The 16,769-nt window shown below is 37.6% G+C and carries 13 protein-coding genes and 1 pseudogene; 6 read left to right on the top strand and 8 right to left on the bottom strand.

What is annotated here, in order from left to right:
* Positions 1-288: 288 nt before the first annotated feature.
* A pseudogene (locus ACVRZD_RS10000) lies at positions 289-1,410 on the bottom strand (RNA-guided endonuclease InsQ/TnpB family protein); the annotation flags it as partial.
* Positions 1,411-1,620: 210 nt separating this feature from the next.
* Here ACVRZD_RS10000 and ACVRZD_RS10005 point away from each other — a divergent pair.
* Together ACVRZD_RS10005 and ACVRZD_RS10010 are read left to right on the top strand one after the other, a co-directional pair.
* On the top strand, positions 1,621-2,319 hold the full coding sequence (locus ACVRZD_RS10005) for a GNAT family N-acetyltransferase (RefSeq protein ID WP_447450469.1): 699 nt from the start codon (positions 1,621-1,623) through the stop codon (positions 2,317-2,319).
* 70 nt (positions 2,320-2,389) lie between these two features.
* Complete coding sequence (locus ACVRZD_RS10010; protein ID WP_447450470.1) at positions 2,390-3,343, top strand: NAD(P)-dependent oxidoreductase; 954 nt, start codon at positions 2,390-2,392, stop codon at positions 3,341-3,343.
* 56 nt (positions 3,344-3,399) lie between these two features.
* On the opposite strand, the gene ACVRZD_RS10015 is transcribed toward ACVRZD_RS10010, so the two are convergent.
* The 3 genes from ACVRZD_RS10015 to ACVRZD_RS10025 form a co-directional block, all read right to left on the bottom strand.
* The gene (locus tag ACVRZD_RS10015; protein ID WP_037627349.1) at positions 3,400-4,860 is read right to left on the bottom strand and encodes a sensor histidine kinase; all 1,461 of its coding nucleotides are present in this window, start codon (positions 4,858-4,860) and stop codon (positions 3,400-3,402) included.
* Positions 4,799-5,488, bottom strand: coding sequence for a response regulator transcription factor (locus tag ACVRZD_RS10020; protein ID WP_037627347.1), 690 nt, complete (start codon positions 5,486-5,488; stop codon positions 4,799-4,801). The genes ACVRZD_RS10015 and ACVRZD_RS10020 overlap by 62 nt, the downstream gene beginning before the upstream one ends.
* 101 nt (positions 5,489-5,589) lie before the next feature.
* Complete coding sequence (locus tag ACVRZD_RS10025; protein ID WP_037627345.1) at positions 5,590-6,405, bottom strand: hypothetical protein; 816 nt, start codon at positions 6,403-6,405, stop codon at positions 5,590-5,592.
* A gap of 186 nt (positions 6,406-6,591) precedes the next feature.
* On the opposite strand from ACVRZD_RS10025, the gene ACVRZD_RS10030 reads away from it, so the two are divergent.
* The 4 genes from ACVRZD_RS10030 to ACVRZD_RS10045 all read left to right on the top strand — a co-directional run bounded on the left by ACVRZD_RS10030 (position 6,592) and on the right by ACVRZD_RS10045 (position 12,020).
* Positions 6,592-7,095: a DUF2127 domain-containing protein gene (locus ACVRZD_RS10030; RefSeq protein WP_052128168.1), complete on the top strand. Its 504-nt coding sequence runs from the start codon at positions 6,592-6,594 to the stop codon at positions 7,093-7,095.
* A gap of 127 nt (positions 7,096-7,222) precedes the next feature.
* Complete coding sequence (locus tag ACVRZD_RS10035) at positions 7,223-7,927, top strand: gamma-glutamyl-gamma-aminobutyrate hydrolase family protein (RefSeq protein ID WP_037627341.1); 705 nt, start codon at positions 7,223-7,225, stop codon at positions 7,925-7,927.
* Positions 7,928-8,092: 165 nt separating this feature from the next.
* Positions 8,093-9,028 carry a hypothetical protein gene (locus tag ACVRZD_RS10040; protein ID WP_037627339.1) on the top strand — a complete coding sequence of 312 codons (936 nt, stop codon included), beginning with the start codon at positions 8,093-8,095 and terminating at the stop codon, positions 9,026-9,028.
* Positions 9,029-9,275: 247 nt separating this feature from the next.
* Positions 9,276-12,020 carry a YhgE/Pip domain-containing protein gene (locus ACVRZD_RS10045; RefSeq protein ID WP_037627337.1) on the top strand — a complete coding sequence of 915 codons (2,745 nt, stop codon included), beginning with the start codon at positions 9,276-9,278 and terminating at the stop codon, positions 12,018-12,020.
* Between the two features lie 130 nt (positions 12,021-12,150).
* Here the strand turns inward: ACVRZD_RS10045 and ACVRZD_RS10050 are convergent, their stop codons facing one another.
* From ACVRZD_RS10050 to ACVRZD_RS10065, 4 genes are read right to left on the bottom strand one after another with little or no spacing between them, the layout of a single operon-like run.
* Positions 12,151-12,981 carry an energy-coupling factor transporter transmembrane component T family protein gene (locus ACVRZD_RS10050; protein ID WP_037627335.1) on the bottom strand — a complete coding sequence of 277 codons (831 nt, stop codon included), beginning with the start codon at positions 12,979-12,981 and terminating at the stop codon, positions 12,151-12,153.
* Positions 12,944-14,650, bottom strand: a complete 1,707-nt coding sequence (locus tag ACVRZD_RS10055; RefSeq protein WP_037627334.1) for an ABC transporter ATP-binding protein — start codon at positions 14,648-14,650, stop codon at positions 12,944-12,946. The genes ACVRZD_RS10050 and ACVRZD_RS10055 overlap by 38 nt, the downstream gene beginning before the upstream one ends.
* A complete protein-coding gene (locus ACVRZD_RS10060; RefSeq protein WP_037627332.1) occupies positions 14,651-15,211 on the bottom strand; it encodes an ECF-type riboflavin transporter substrate-binding protein in 561 nt (186 codons plus the stop codon). It lies immediately after the preceding gene.
* Between the two features lie 16 nt (positions 15,212-15,227).
* Entirely contained in the window at positions 15,228-16,070 is an 843-nt protein-coding gene (locus ACVRZD_RS10065) for an SAM hydrolase/SAM-dependent halogenase family protein (protein WP_037627330.1), read from the bottom strand.
* Positions 16,071-16,769 lie beyond the last annotated feature (699 nt).

Consider the following 16,769-nt stretch of genomic DNA (forward strand, 5'->3'; position numbering starts at 1 on the left):
CTAAATCTGTTACAATAATATCCATAAGAAACCGCCTCTTGTAAGTAGTGCTCGCCAGCCTAATTACTAGAGTAACGGTTTCTTTTTTATTCGTCTAATGTTCTACCTCAATAAATTTTACACTTAGGCCCTAAAGGACGTGGCTTGTGAGCAAACACCCTTCTGATGAGTGCTTGAACCACAATTTGCATAGATAGGCCACTGCGAACAGTTCCACGAACTGTTTCGTCTTACACGGCAGTTACCAATGCCTTTAGCGTCCCCAGGTTGCCGTAGGGACGGATCAAGTTAGGCCAGTTTTGCAATTCCTTTAGTCAGAATATTTTGTGCGGCATTATGGTCACGAATGTGATGAACATGACACTTTGGACATGTCCATTCCCGGTCGGCCAGAGTGAGCTTCTTCGTACTTCCGGTTCCCATGACAAAGCCACAATCGTGACAGGTTTGCGTAGTATTCTTAGGGTTCACCGTAATGAATTGGCGTCCATAAAATTCAGCCTTATACGTCAGCATTTCTAAGAAGGTCCGCCAGCCCACATCAGCAATACTCATCGCCAAAGCGTGGTTCTTTAGCATGTTCTTGCTCCGCAACTCTTCGGCAACTACTAAATCGTGGTTCTTGATTAATGTAGTTGAGAGTTGGTGTAAGAATGCTCTACGACGGCTAAAGATTTGGGTATGAATTTTAGCCACCAACAATCGTTGCTTTTGATAATTTCTACTTTCTCGCAAAGAACGATGTTCTTTCTTAGCTCGTCGGGCACGACGTGACAAAATGCGTTGAGCTTTAGCTAACCGTCCCTTAATGGTTCGATAGTAGCGTGGATTAGTAATCACTTGACCATCGCTAGAAGTCAGGAAGTTTTCGGTATTGAGATCAATTCCAACTTGCCGGTTAGTCTGCTTTGACATCGTGACAAAAGGAGCGTCTGACGCTAACTGCATTGAGAGAAAGAAGCTCCCGATAGCGTCTTTTGTGATGGTTACCGTTCCAATGCGAGTTTCAGCACCGCGAGCTAAGATTCGCTGGTGGGAACCTTTAACACGGAGCCGACCTAATTTAGGAACCAGAACATGCTTACTATCTTCAAAACGTACAGTTCCGTTGGTTAAGTATGCTTCCTTCTGTTTCAAATACTGGCAGTTAGTTTGATAACGCCAAACGTAGCTTTTCCGGTGGAAATTAGGAACACCTGCGGTGTGAATTTTGCGAAAAGCATTCCATGCCTTTCGATAATTCTGAATGGCGTTAGCTTTAGCCAAGCTGTCAATTCTTTTATCTCCTAAGAACTGGAAATGATTCGACATTTGTTTAGCATTTTGGCGAAGTTCCAATTGCTTAATTCGTGACTGAACAGTGTCAATTGGTAGCTTGACTTGCTTTAGTTGCCAAAGTTCCTTATTAACATAAGCTCCGAAAACATAATTTTGGTAATCTAATGGTAATCCATGATTTATAAGATTGGGTTATAAGTATCTATTTTTAATGAAAATGATTCTTGAAAGCTTAATTTAATAGGCTTTTATAGATATTTTACTTCGGTCACCCAAAACCAGGTCTTAAAAAAGCCCGTAAAGCATCACAATTCTCAAAACGTTAATCCGTCTGGAAATTACATGCAATATACAAAAGCATTCTCCGTTGGAGGATGTTTTTTTACTAATCTCAAATTTAGTGCTATCTTGCGTCGAAAATTTGTTATAATTGGGCTTACATATTGTACAAAGAATTTAAGTTGTCTAGTAAAGGATGTAATTGCCATGTTTAAATACAATGATCAAGAAGATACTATTGAAACTGACCGTCTGGTGTTGAGAAAGTTTACACTTGATGACAGTCAAACAGTTACACGTATTTGTTCTACTGATGCTATTCAAAAGAATACGCTGAATTTACCTAATCCTTACACAGAGGAGTCGGCCATTGAGTGGATTATGAGTCAGGGAGAAAATAGCAAACAAAATAAAAGTTATGATTATGCTATCACGGATAAGCTTACTGGAAATCTATATGGTTGTGTCAGTTTAGCTGTTTTTAAAAATGGCTATATAGCGGAGCTTGGTTATTGGATTAGTCCTGATACATGGAATAAAGGTATTGCCACCGAGGCTGCAACTGCTCTTATTCGATTTGGTTTTGAGATGAAACAATTTCATAAGATAGTAGCCAAGCATTTCAAGTATAACGGTGCTTCTGGCAGAGTTATGGAAAAAGCAGGTATGACAAAAGAAGGGCTTCAGAAAAAGCATGTTTTGAAAAACAACAAATATGAGGATAGTGTGCTTTACGGCATTAGTAATCCTCTGGATTCCTAACTTTCTTTTCCAACCTTTCCCTCCATTCTTGTTATAATAGTCTTATGATGATTTGAAAGTGAGGTTAATGATGATTAAAGCGAAAATTTTAATTTTGGGGCAACCTTTGACCGAAGGTGTGGCTAGTCTTAAGGAGACTTTGGATGTGCTTCAAGCACCCAAGGATGCCAGTCGTAATTGGATTTTAGAGCAAGTGACGGATGTTGACGGTATCCTGACTGTTAATGTTGCCATTGATCAAGAGATTATTGATAAAGCTAGCAAGCTTAAAATGATTTCAACGCATAGCGTAGGTTATGATCATATAGACGTCGATTATGCTGCGGAAAAGGGCATCATCGTCAGCAACGCTCCAGAAACGGTCTTGGTACCGACGGCTGAACTGACCATGGGGTTGATGATTGATACCCTGCGTCACATCACCTACTTTGACAAAAAATTGCGTGAGAAGACCTGGTCAGATACCCAGTCGCGGTCTGGTCTAACGACAGGATTGAAAGGAAAAACACTGGCGGTTTATGGCTTTGGACGGATTGGGCAAGAGGTGGCCCGTTTAGCTCAAGCATTTGGGATGACCGTGATTTATAACAAGCGAAGCCGACTAAGTGCTAAGCAAGAAGCAGAGTATAATGTATCTTACCGTGACTTTGAGGACTTGATTGCTGAAGCAGACGTTTTGACCCTGCACGCCCCAGCTACCACTGAAACCAAAAATATTATTGATGGCAAAGTCTTTGCCAAAATGAAATCGAGTGCCTATCTGATCAATACGGCGCGTGGTGCCTTAGTCAACCAAGATGACTTAAAAACAGCATTGGAAACTGGTGCAATTGCGGGCTTTGGTGGTGATGTCTTCATTGACGAACCACGCCTGCCTGTTGAACTGTTAGATTTGGATAATGTCGTCCTCACACCACACATTGGAACAGCGACATTAGAATCTCGGATTGCAACAGGCCAAGAAGCCTCTGATAATCTAATCGCTTATTTTGTAGAAGGTCGCGTGTTTAAACAAGTTAATTAAAAAAGAATCCCGGATACTTCTTAGTTGGAGTGTTCGGGATTCTTTTTAGTGTCTTGTTAAGTAGCTTGGATTGGTAGTGATATGATAAAAGCAGTTTCTGTTTCATTTGACTGAACAGTAATCTGTCCTCCGTGATATGAAATAATATCCTTAGTCATTGCAAGTCCGATACCATGATTGCCGTTTTTGCCTTTGTAAAAACGTTCAAACAGGTGTTCTTTTTCGTCAGGGCTGATAGTTTGGCCGTCGTTAGCAAGCCTTATTTGGATAGTGTCGGCGACTTGATTACAAGTAATCGTAATCTGGTGACGGGCAAAGCGAACGGCATTGCTGAGAATATTGGAAAGAGCTCTTTCCAATAATTCTTCATCGGCAAACAGTTGCATATTTTTATTCTCGAAATGATGCCTAATAGTAATCCCGGATTGTTCAGCCTGTTTGTTGAGTCGCCAACTGACATCATAAATAAGATCAGCGAGGTTGATCAGTTCACGATTTAATTTATCAGGAATGAGTTCAATGCGAGATATTGTTAAAATATCATCAACCAATTTGGCCATTTTTTGACTCTCTTCAAGAATAACTAACGAGGCATCTTCTTGATTAACGAGGTTTTTATGAATAGCTTCCGCATAGCTCTGAATAGACATAAGTGGTGTACGGAGTTCATGAGATGAATTTTGAAAGAACAACTCTTGACTGCGTTGATTGCTTTCAATCATCTCATTCATATGATCAACGGATCGGACAACTTGGTTAAACTCCTCATAAGGTAAGTTAAGCCTGTCAGAATTAGTTTTGCGTGAGCCTGCGCGCAAGACATAAGCTTGAAGCTGTTTAAAAGAGAGGTTCAGTTTTCGTGTCGTCCAAAACATCATCATGCCTGTGGCAATAAAAGTCAGTATCATGATGATTGCTAAGATGCTATTGACTAGTATTAAGAATTGCTGCAAGGGGGTCGTGTTGACGAAAATTAAAATAAAATAGGATTTATCTTGACTCGGATTTTCAGATTGCTGAACATAGTAATCCTTAAGTGTTCCCCTAATCGGGATGAGTTTGATTGCATAGCTATTATTCTTTAATGTAAGTTTGGCAGTGTCTTGATTTTTAAAAGGCTTTTTAGAGTGCTCTTTATCAAAAAAATATTCAAGTAAATTGTCAGTATCAAAACGGTGGGAAAAATCATGAAGTGGCATCGAACTATATTGGATATTTTCCTTATCGTCAATAATCATGTAGGAAGTTTCAAATATACTTTTTGCGTGATTATTTCTCGGCTGGCTAAGATAAAGACCTTGCAATTCACGAGATTTGGCATCAACAGCTTTGATGGTTTCTTGATGAATGAAGAGGTAGACACATAAGTTGAAGACTAAAAATAAGAGTATAAATGACGAAAGTACAATGCCTAAGGGTTGTAAAAATAAGGTTCCCCTTAAGTGGCGTTTTGGTTTATTTTTCAGATGTTTGAGCCAATTTAAACCCAAATCCCCATACTGTTTCAATGATAACATTACTATTTACCTGTCTAAGTTTTTTTCGTAGACGTTTGATGGTGTCGTCTGTCACCCGCATATCGACATCAAAGTTATAGCCCCAAACGGATTCTAACAGATCTTCCCTGGACACTGCTTGCTCTTGTTTTTTAAGGAGCAGTTCTAAGACATCAAATTCTGTGTTAGTTAGATTTATCTGTTGATTAGCGTAGATGGCGCAGCGATTCTCTGGAGAAAGAGTAAGGTTCTCGAATTTTAGGTGAAGGGTGTTGGTATCTATTTGATGGTCCTGACGAGCAATGATAGCCTTGATTCGTAAGGCTAATTTCATGGGTGAAAATGGTTTAGTAAGGTAATCATCTGCACCTGTTTGAAAGCCCTCAATGAAGTCTTTGTCACTGTCTTTTGCCGTTAAAAAGAGAATGGTGACATTGGAGAGTTGACGCAGTTTTGGGGCAACCTCAAAGCCACTAGAGCCAGGCATCATGACATCAAGGATAACGACATCAGCTGGCTGGTTCATAAACCGCAAGAGCAGTTGGTCTCCGGTTTCAAATAGCTCGACATCCAATCCTTGGTCTCTTAAAAAGACGCCAATAATATCTCGAATATTTTTTTCGTCATCAGCAAGGTAAATTTTTGCCATCTTATTGATCTCTTTCTATCTACTAATATTAGCTTATTATACCATAGCAAGTAGAAAAAAATGACTTGAATTAACCGTGGTCGATTCAAGTCTTTAGGGGATTAGTTATCTTTTTTACCTTTACGGTCTCTGTTCATATTGTGGTCATTTTTGTTGTGTCTGTGATGGTCATCATTGTCGTCATCGTGTCGATTATGACTTTCTCTGATTCCAACCGTATTCCCGATTTCTTTGACGGAAAGCTTTTCAGATGTTAACTCATTTAAAACAACCTTGCTTTGTTTTTCAATATTATTTTTAAGAGTTAGCACTTCTTTACTATAGTTAGGGTAAGCAGCGGTCCATTTCTTACTTAAATCAAGCATTTTGTCAGCGTCCGCGTTCAACGTTTTCTTTTCGTCATCACTTAAAGATGAGGAAGAAATAGCTTCCTTCAGACTGTCAATATCTTGACTTGATAAATCAGATAAGGGAACAAATCCACTAAAGTTAGCATCTAATTTTTTCCATAAGCTGTCATGACTTGTTGTTAATTTGGTGTAATCTGATTCAAAAGTACCGAACGTATTTTTGTAGATAGCTTCGGTTTTTGTTTTTTCGGCAGCTAATTTATCAATATCAGATTTATGTGCTTCGACAGCTTTGATAAAGCTTGTTTTTTTAGCATTGCTAAGTTGAGAACCTGTGATGACTTGATGCCATTCAGAGTAAGTTTTCAATAATGCACCAGATTGTGTTAAATCTTTGGTCAACTCAGCTTGTTCCTGTTTAATGTCTTGTTGGTGATCATAATATTCATAACCACCAACTCCAGCAGCTCCGATGATTGCGACTGAAGCTCCGACAATGGCTAATTTTTTCCAATGTTTAGTAACAGAGACTTTGATTTTGTTTATGTTATTTGATGATTCTGTCATAGTAATATACCTCTTTAATTATTTTATAAACTTAGTATACAAGCTTTGTAAAAGGAAAGTTCAGTAAAATAAGGGAAAAAGTTAGGGAAAAGTTAGGGTAACTAATTGTTCTTAAGGTAATTTAAGGATAATCTTGTTAGGATAGAACTAGAGAAAAAATGAATGTAGTAGAGAAGAGGCAGTAAAGTGATATCTGAAAGGTTGAAAACGGCTAAGCAAGTAAAAGTGGTAGAGAAGTCTTTTAATACACTTCTCTATGCAAAACTGGTTTTTGCACTAGGTGAAAGTTTATCGGGTCTATTATTATTTGTTTTCAAGCATTCTGCAATTAAAAATCTGATTACCATATTAACATCTAGAGAATTAGCCAACGACCCTCATGATTTTATTGCGAGTCATTTAGTTCATTTGGGATCAATCCTCACATTAAATGGCCAACGGATGGCAGCGATCTATTTGCTGTTTCATGGTTTGATAAAAGTGTTAACCTTATTGCTTCTTCTTAAAAAAAAGTTATGGGCTTATCCGATGTCACTATTTTTGTTTATGGGGTTTATTGTCTATCAAATGAGGGAATTTATGCTAACACATCACATGAGTATGATTTTTCTTAGCCTTATAGACATCCTTATGATGATCCTAACCTATTTAGAATATCAGAAGTTAAAAGGTAATTTGATGGCTAAATAGAGATAGTCTATTTCAAATGCTGATGGTCATAGCGCATGGCTATTATTCTGATAAAAAATATATAATACCCTTGATCCCAGACCTATGATAAACTATGTCTAATAGCAACTGGATAGGAGGGAATCTATTGAAACGACCAATTATTGGGATAACTGGAAATGAAAACCACAGTAAAGAGGTGACAGCTTGGGATCATGGTATTCAACGGACTTTTGCTTCAAAGGTTTTCTCAGATACTATTTTAGAATCGGGTGGGCTACCATTTGTACTTCCTATTGCCCATGAAGACATGGTTAAGGATTATATTGCTACCTTAGACAAGTTGCTTATAACTGGTGGGCAACATATTCTTCCGCATTTTTATGGTGAAAAGCAGGTTATTGCAAGTTCTGACTATCATGAGGCGAGAGATCTTTTTGAATTGCAATTAGTAAAAGAGGCATTTAATCAAGGAAAGCCAGTTCTATCTATCTGTCGTGGGACTCAGTTAGTCAATGTTCTTCTAGGTGGCACCCTTAACCAAACGGTGTCTAACCATTGGCAAGTTTCTGCACCAACACAAGTAACTCAAGATGTTGATTTTGAATCAAATAGTATCCTATTTGATATCTATGGTGAAAAGAATCAGGTGAATAGTTTACATATGCAAGCCATCAAAGAAATAGCCTCTGACTTACGTATCTTAGCGCGTGATTCGGATGATCGAACGATAGAAGCAGTAGAAGGAAAAGGCTTTTCTTATTTGGGCTTACAATGGCATCCAGAATTTCTACTAACGAGTAAACCTGAAAATAAACAAGTTTTTCACTACTTTGTAAATGAGATGATTTAAATCAAAAAATACCCTGATGCAAGGGTATTTTTTGGTGCAATTTTGTGTTAAAAATTCACATTTTTCCATGTTTGGTGATACAATATTGATAAGCTAAATAAGGAAGGAAAGAGGGCATGTTTTTGGCTTCATTACACCAAGTTAGCTTGGCCAAGGAGGAAATCGATGTCTGTTCCAGTATATAAAAAAGCAGTCTTGAATTATGATTTTGTGGGTCCAAATAACCGCTCCAATTATTTTGAGGGCTGGTATCTTAAGTGTGCGACTGAAGACAAAACAATTGCTCTAATTCCTTCCCTACATATTGAAAAAGGCTTGATGACAGGTCACTTGCAATGGATTGTTTCCCAAGGTGATCGGATTTTTTCAGGGAATCAGTCTTATTCTATTGAGGAGACTATCCTTTCAAGTTCCCCCTTTTATCTTAGGTTAGGTGACAACAGTTTTACTGAAACAGGATTTAAAGTAAAGGTTGAAGATCTAACTATTTCGGCACAGTTCCAAGAGATTATTCCTTATCCAAAAAACATTATGGGACCGTTTCGCATCTTTAAAAATCTCCCTTGTATCCATGGCTTACAAGCAATTAATGGACGAGTTGATTTTACGACAGAGAATCCCTATTTTAGCGGAAACTTCACCAGTTCATTTTATTGCGAAAAAGACAGAGGTACGACTTTCCCAGAACGCTATATCTGGTTGCACAGCGATTTTCCAGAAGAAAAGGCATCCCTCTTTTTTTCAATTGCTCTCATTCCGCTAGGACCAATCAAGTTTGATGGCTACATTGCCAATCTCAATATAGATGGTACCAATGAAACCTTTACTACCTATGATTTTAGTCGGGTAATAGTTTCGCAGAATACCAAAGGTCAAGAGTTGATTTTGCTTTCAAATAGTAAAAAAGCTGTTGAAATCCTTTTAAAGAAAGGAAAAGTAGAGGCACTTAACAGTCCGCGAGAAGGATCAATGGTAGACAGTGTGGAAGAATCTATGGACTCTGTAATTGAAGTGACGGTTACTGATAAACGTACGGGTCACGTGAGAATTCTTAGGTCCAACCGCTGTAGCTATGAAGTTAGCGGATGGTTTTCCAGCTAAACTTAAGTCATCATAAAAAGTTCCTTCTTTAACAGAGAGAACTTTTTCATTTTAGGTTATGCTATGGCTAGGATTTGAAAAAACACCAAAACAATTTGTGGTGTTTTTTCATATTTTTAGTTAATTATTTTTTGTACACTTTTGCACAGTTTGTCTAAAAACTGATTTTAAACACTTGTAAAAAATTTAGGAATTCGTATAATATACTAATGTATCGAAAATGAACAGAGTGTTTAAAGGAGGCAAAATGTTTAAAGAAACTAAAACATTACTAAAAAGTCCAAATTTATGGGTTACAATCATTGGGATTGCCCTAGTTCCTGCTTTGTACAATATTGTATTTTTAAGCTCTATGTGGAATCCCTATAGCCATTTTAATAAATTTCCAGTAGCTGTTGTTAATAAAGACAAGTCTGCAACCTTGCAAGATAAAACCTTTAATGCAGGGGAAAAACTTGTGGACAATATGTCTAAAAATAAAGAATTAGATTATCATTTTGTTTCTGAAAAACAAGCAGAAAAAGGATTGCAATCAGGAAAGTACTACCTTGTTGTGACTTTCCCAGAAGATTTATCTAAAAATGCGGCAACTGTTTTGACAGACCATCCTAAAAAAGCAGAAATAAAATATGAAACATCAAAAGGTCACAATTTTATTTCTTCTAAATTAAGTCAATCAATGATGATCCGACTAGAGTCCAAAGTATCAAAAACAATAACTGATACTTATAATAAAGAACTCTTTTCAAAAGTCAAACAATTACAAAATGGTATGGGGCAGGCTGCTAATGGTAGCAAGCGACTTGCTGATGGATCTAAACAAACAGCAAGTGGCAGTCAGGAGTTTAGTGATAATCTCTTAAAGCTTTCTTCTGCCGGTCAAGCTTTTTCAGCAGGAGCCAATAAGCTTAACTCAGGCTTAGGTCTTTATACAAATGGTGTATCGCAATTGGATTCAGGCATCACTGGATTATCATCTGGCTTAAATCTATACACTTCTGGAGTTTCAAAATTAGGGTCAGGTCTTGGGACCTTGTCATCTGGTCTTTACCTTTATACAGGTGGGGTTGCAACCTTAAATGAAAAAATGGGACTCTTTTCAAGTGGTGTTACGGAATACACTAATGGGGTCAATGCATTATCTGCGGGTGCAAGTCAATTAGACAGTAAATCAGCAGCATTAGTAGATGGTGCCAATAAACTAAAGAGTGGTGCTAGTGGCATGCAAGCTCTTGTTGATGGTGCAAACAAGTTAAGTGCAGGTCTTGCACAAATGCAAAGTCAAACGACAACCTCTCCAACTCAAGCGCAGCAAATTCAAGCAGTTGCGGCTAGTTTGAATAATTTACAAACAAAGATTACTGAGATAAATACAGAAGTATCCCAACTCCCTGAAGGAGCGGTACCTTCTGTTAATGTTGCGTCTATTCAAACTGCACTTTCAAACATAGCTGCTCAAGTAGCTAATTTTTCAACAACAGCACCTTCAAGCAGTAGTAATGCCTTAGCTTCAGTTCAAGCGACAAGTGCTTATGCAGCGATGACGCCTGCTCAACAAGCGGAAATCACAAGTGCTATTTCAAACAGTACAACAACGACAACAAGTTCAAATACAGCAATTGCACAAGCTATTTCAGAAAATGTTGCAACTATTCAAACTGCTTTAGCAAGTCTCCAAGCTGGTCTTGGTCAAACAGGCCCAACAGGTTCAATAGCACAGCTTAAAACTTCAGTTGCAACCTTGAAAGCTGGATCAGACCAAGCTATCCCAGTCGCAACTGGAACAATTGCTAAATTATCAACAGGTCTTGCTTCAGTTAATTCTGCCTTATCTCAAGAACTGGTTCCAGGCAGTCAACAACTAGTTGGTGGCGTCCAGGTATTGCAAAATCAACTGTCAACAAACGGAACAGCTTTAGCTGATGGCATTTCAAAATATACCACAGGTGTTTCTCAGTTGAATAGCGGAGCAAGTCGATTAGCTTCAAATAGTAGCATGCTTGCAGGTAGTGCAAATGCCTTATCAAGTGGTACGTCACAACTAAATGGTAAATCAGCACAATTAAATGCCGGTGCCGCTCAATTAGCTGACGGAGCCTCTCAATTAAACAGTAAAACAGCAGACGTTACGACTGGTGTTTCAAAATTACAAGAAGGGGCAGATACCTTAAATGGCAAGTCAGGTCAATTAACAGATGGCGCAAGTCAATTAGCTGATGGCGCCAACAAAATTTCTGATGGTTCAAATAAACTCGCCGCAGGTGGAAATAAATTAACATTAGGACTAGATGAGTTATCAGGTGGCACAACAACCTTAGCTGAAAAATTAGCTGATGCTGATCGTAAACTTAACACTGTCTCTTTCAAACGTGAGAATTCTAAAGCTTTAGCAAATCCACTCACATTGACGCATAGTGATAAAGATAATGTTAAAACTAACGGTGTCGGAATGGCTCCGTACATGATGTCGGTTTCCTTATTGGTTGCTGCCATGGCTGCAAATATTATTTTCTATGATATGTTAAATGGAGATAAACATCACAATCGTTTTGCTTGGGCTAAATCTAAACTGTTAATTAATGGTCTCATTTCAACAATTGCCAGTGCAGTCTTGTTTGTTACAATTCTTGCTATGGGATTTGACCCTAACCATAAAGCGGCAACCTTCTTAATGATTTTGCTAACAGCTTGGTCATTAATGGCTGTGGTAACAGCTTTACTTGGTTGGGATAGACGATTTGGCTCATTTGCCTCATTGTTCTTCTTGTTATTCCAATTAGGATCAAGCGCGGGAACATATCCATTAGAAATTTGTCCGCCAATCTTCACGAAAATCGGGAGATGCCTACCAATGTCCTATTCAGTCGCTGGTTTACGCCAAAGTATTTCAATGACAGGCGACATTGCTAAACCAGCTTCAATGTTAGCCCTCTTTATCGTTGGTGCTATGGTAGTTGGCTTGCTCATTTACCGTCAAGATAAAGTTGAATAAACATAACTGTTCCTAAATAATGGTACAGTGACAGAATTTATAAAGCTCTATCCTTATTGTTATAAGGGTAGGCTTTTTTGGATCAAAAAAGCAATGACCTATGAAATCATTGCTTTTTCTTCTGGTTAGATTAATGAAAGGGGTTGTAAAATCGTCCCTTGTTGATGATAAATAAGATGACTGAGGCTAGTAAAATTATTATGGCTAAGACAATCGTCAGTATATCATACTTGTCCAATTCTTTTGACGTATACCAAGTCCGTCGCTTATTCTTACCGAAGCGTCTCAACTCCATAGCTGTCGCGACTAGGTCGATCCGATCTAAGGAACTAAAAATTAATGGAATGATAATTTGCAAGTTACCTTTGATTCGGTCAAATAGCTTTGCTTTTTTAGACAATTCCAAACCTCTTGCTTCTTGCGAGGTTTTTATCATATAAAATTCTTCTTGGACATCTGGAATGTAGCGAAGGGTTAAGCTGACCGCATAAGCCACTTTATAAGGTAAGCCAATCTGATTTAGACTGGACGCGAATTGACTAGGGTTAGTTGTTAACAGGAAAAGTAGAGCTAAAGGCACTGTCGAGAAGTACTTTAAACTAAGATTGAAGAGGTAAAAGAGCTCTTCTTTTGTCAGGTAAAAAGGTCCCCAGCCGTCTGTGATGATTGTCTTTGAATGGTAAATTTGTTCTCCATAAGCTGGTGCAAAAAGATAAACCATGAGGACGTTTAAGATGGCGAAGAAAGTGACAAATTTAATGACAAAAGAGATACTTTTCCAAGGCACTTTTGCACTAGCAAAGAGAAAGAGGGAAAAACAACCAATAAAAAGGATTAAACGTGTATCATAAGTTGTCATGCAAGCAATAGATACTAAAATGAAGAAGATTAATTTGCTGGCCCCAGATAAGTTATGAAGGAAATTATCTTCCTTTTGGTAGCCGATTAATTTCTGAGGCATGTCTCTCCCTTTCTTTTGTAATATAGTAGTGAGTTAGTGCTAGAGGTGAACATCCAAGATAAGGTGCCAGATGGAAAAGACTAGTTTTTTTCAAATAAGCTTGTTCCAAAATGTCTGGATTAGATAGAATTTCTTCTGGACTAGCGTCGGCAATTATCCGACCTTTACTCATCACAATTGTCCGGTCAGAGTATTCCAACATCAATTGCATATCATGTGTAATCATGATGATAGTATGACCCTCTCGGTTTAACTTATCCAAAAAGTTCATGATTTCCGAGTAATTTTTTTTATCTTGTCCTGCTGTTGGCTCATCTAAAACAATGACTTCCGGATCAAGGATTAAGATAGACGCTATTGTGACACGTTTTTTTTGACCAAATGATAAAGCAGAGATCGGCCAATTTCGAAATGGATAAAGCCCACAAACTTTCAAGGTTTCTTCAACTTTACCTTTGATGACATCCTCGCTAACACCGCGCAAACGCAATCCTTGAGCGACTTCATCAAAAATTTGAGTTTGACTAATCATTTGATTAGGATTTTGCAAGACATAGCCAATCCGATCGGCCCGTTCTTTTATGGAATCGCTTGAAATGTCTAGCCCTTTGTAGAATAGCGGAGCAGAAGAGTCATGAAAAGCACAAAGTAATTTGGCAAGAGTTGACTTACCAGCGCCGTTTTGTCCCACCAAAGAAATTTTCTCGCCTTGACGAATAGTCAAGTGGATATCTGATAGAATGGGTTTTTGAGGTTGATAAGAAAAGTTAAGATTGTTCCATTCCAAGAGAATTGGTTTTTCTACATTCTTATGAGGCCTGTCATTAAAATCACAGGATAAACCTGAGAAATCAAGTTGATCTAATTGTGTTAAAGACATGTTTTCTGTGAAATGATACCCTAAATCTCTTAGGCTAGTAACGTAGAGAGGTTCTCTTATCCCGTTCTGATGTAATAAATCAGTTAATAATAATTGATTGGGAGACCCGTCAAAAAGAATACGACCATCATTAATCAAAATGACCTTGTCGACAGGACGATAGAGCACATCCTCTAGACGGTGTTCGATAATAATTGTAGTTGCTTCTGTTGATTGATGGATGCGATCGATCAAGTCAATCGTATCAAGTCCAGATTTAGGGTCGAGATTGGCTAATGGTTCATCAAAGAGAAGAATTGGACTTTCGTCTACCAAAACACCAGCCAAACTAACACGTTGCTTTTGGCCGCCAGAAAGGTCTTGGGGGCGATTGTCCAATAAGTCATCAAGTTCTAACGCTTTTGACCAGTAGGTAATTGATGCTTTCATCTCTTCCTTTTTAAAACAATCATTTTCTAAGGCGAATGCAATATCCTCAGCGACAGAAAGACCAATAAATTGACCATCGGGATCCTGAAGCACTGTGGATATAATCTTTGACTTATCATAGATTGACAAATCAAACGCATCTTGACCTTCTATAGAAAGGAGTCCTTGGTGTTTTCCGTGAAAATGATTTGGAATAATACCATTCAAACAATTACCAATGGTTGATTTACCACTTCCTGATGGGCCGATGATAAGGACTTTTTGGCCTTTTTCGATGGTTAAATTAATATTGTTTAAAGTAGGGTTTGATTGAGCGTCGTACTGAAAAGTAAAATCTTTGAATGTAATTAAACTAGTCATTTATTTTTCCAAATCCTCGTCTTTTGATAGACTACCAGATTTTGTCCGAGTTTTGGCGTAAGCGATCAGTAAAATGGTACCACCAATACCAATTGTAATAGTATTAGCTATTCCTGCGAATAATCCCTGAGTGAAAACTTTATTAGCAGGTTCTTGGTAGATTAAAATATCACCAAGAGGTGCAACGATTGCCCAGGCGATGATATTAACGACAGCTTGTGTCACGTTAAAAAGTAGAATATCTCTTTTATTAAATTGACCTTTAGTAATGTGTAATTTATTTTTCAAAAGTCCGATGCCAAGACCAACTAGGCCACTTGGTAAAACCCAAGACCACCAAACACCATAGCCGGCCAACATATCTTTTAGCATATGACCGATGAAGCCAATTAAGAAACCAGCTAAGGGACCAAAGATAACAGAAAATAGGGCTTGTAATGTATATTGTAGAGAAATGGTGGTATTAGTAAAAATAGTAATTGGGACAAATATCCCAATGATAACAAATAGGGCAGCTCCGATACCCGTGGCAACTACAGTTTTGATCGATGTATTTTTCATAATTTCTCCTATACTCTTAAATTCTTTTCAGTTCGATATGCCAATTTTGACCGACGCCAATATTATAAGCTTTAGCAAAAGACCCTTGGTTGATTGCCACCCCAACTCGATATAAGGAGTTGATATAAATAATAGGTTGGCCAATTCGAACATCGGCAAACGATTTTCCGTAAGTGACTTGGTTCTGATAAACAACCATGTCGTTATTGAAAATTGTTATTTCAAAGCGTTCACCGAATTGAGGTTGAAAATGGTAAAATTCTTCACGGGTAATTGATGTCCATAGCGAACCAAAACGAACATCTAGAATGTCAATGACACCTTTAATGCTATTTTCACCTATTTGAGTTTCTACATCTTGCACTTCTACAATAGCATCCACAGAAAGTTCTGGCCCAACGTCTTCAAATTGAATGTGACCGCTTGCGAGCTTGGCTCCTGTATAGGCATAAACATCTCTCCCATGGAACGTATAAGACAGTTCAGTGTTTTGACGACGGTTAGACACTTCAGAAATTTCTCGAATGGCTTTAATGCCGACGTGTTTTTTTATATAAGAAAGTGTTCCGTTATCTGGTGTTACTATATATTGATTATTCTTTGTAAGTGCGACAACACTTTTACGTTTAGAGCCAACCCCAGGGTCAACGACTGAAACAAAAGTCGTTCCTTCTGGCCAATAATTAATAGTTTGAAAAAGTCTATAAGATGCTTCAAATATATTATAAGGGGTGATTTCGTGAGTTAGATGATGAACACCTAGAGTAGAATCCTCTTGTAGCGCGACACCAATCATTGCTGAGACAGCACCATCTACAAGACCAAAATCCGATTGAAGAACCAGTAAATTGTTAGGCATGGTTGGGTTTCTCCTTGTTCTGTTGTGATTAGATTTATTTTATCATAAAAATAGCATATAAAAGCAGATAATATAGGAAATTTCTCTAATCAATAGAATTTTATATAATAAGAAGAAAGATTTATTTGTAAATACTTAGCCGATCAAGAATTTATAAAATTTGTATTTTAAGATCAAGAAAAAGGCTAAATTCCCAAAGTAAGTTCCATCTCTAACCAGACGTTGAGTTCTCTGTCTTCTAAACAGAGTAGAAAGTCTTTATATCGACGTCCTTCTTTTTAGGTTTTAGGTATGAGGGAGTTGCTTTTTTGTTTTTTTGTTCTGTCATATTGACCTCTTTCTAATCGAAAAGTCTCAGACTTAATTCCACCATAAAAATCCGTTTCAGACTAATTTCCAGTTTGAGACACAAAGTGGAAGTTATTTTGGGAATTTACTTTTTACAAAAAAGAAATAAAAAATAGTAAAAACTATTGACAACTAAGTTTCATTTATATTATACTAATCAAGTTGTCAAAAGAACTGAAAATATTTTGAAAATAAAATAAAAAAAGTTGTTGACAGACCCTATCTGATCTGATAGACTATAATAGTTGTCTCGTAAGAGAGAAAAGACCTTTGAGAACTGAATAAGACAAACCAAACGTGCAGGGTGATATGATAACCATATTACCTGTCAATAAAGTAAAAACAATAAAT

The sequence above is a fragment of the Streptococcus hongkongensis genome (assembly GCF_053206145.1).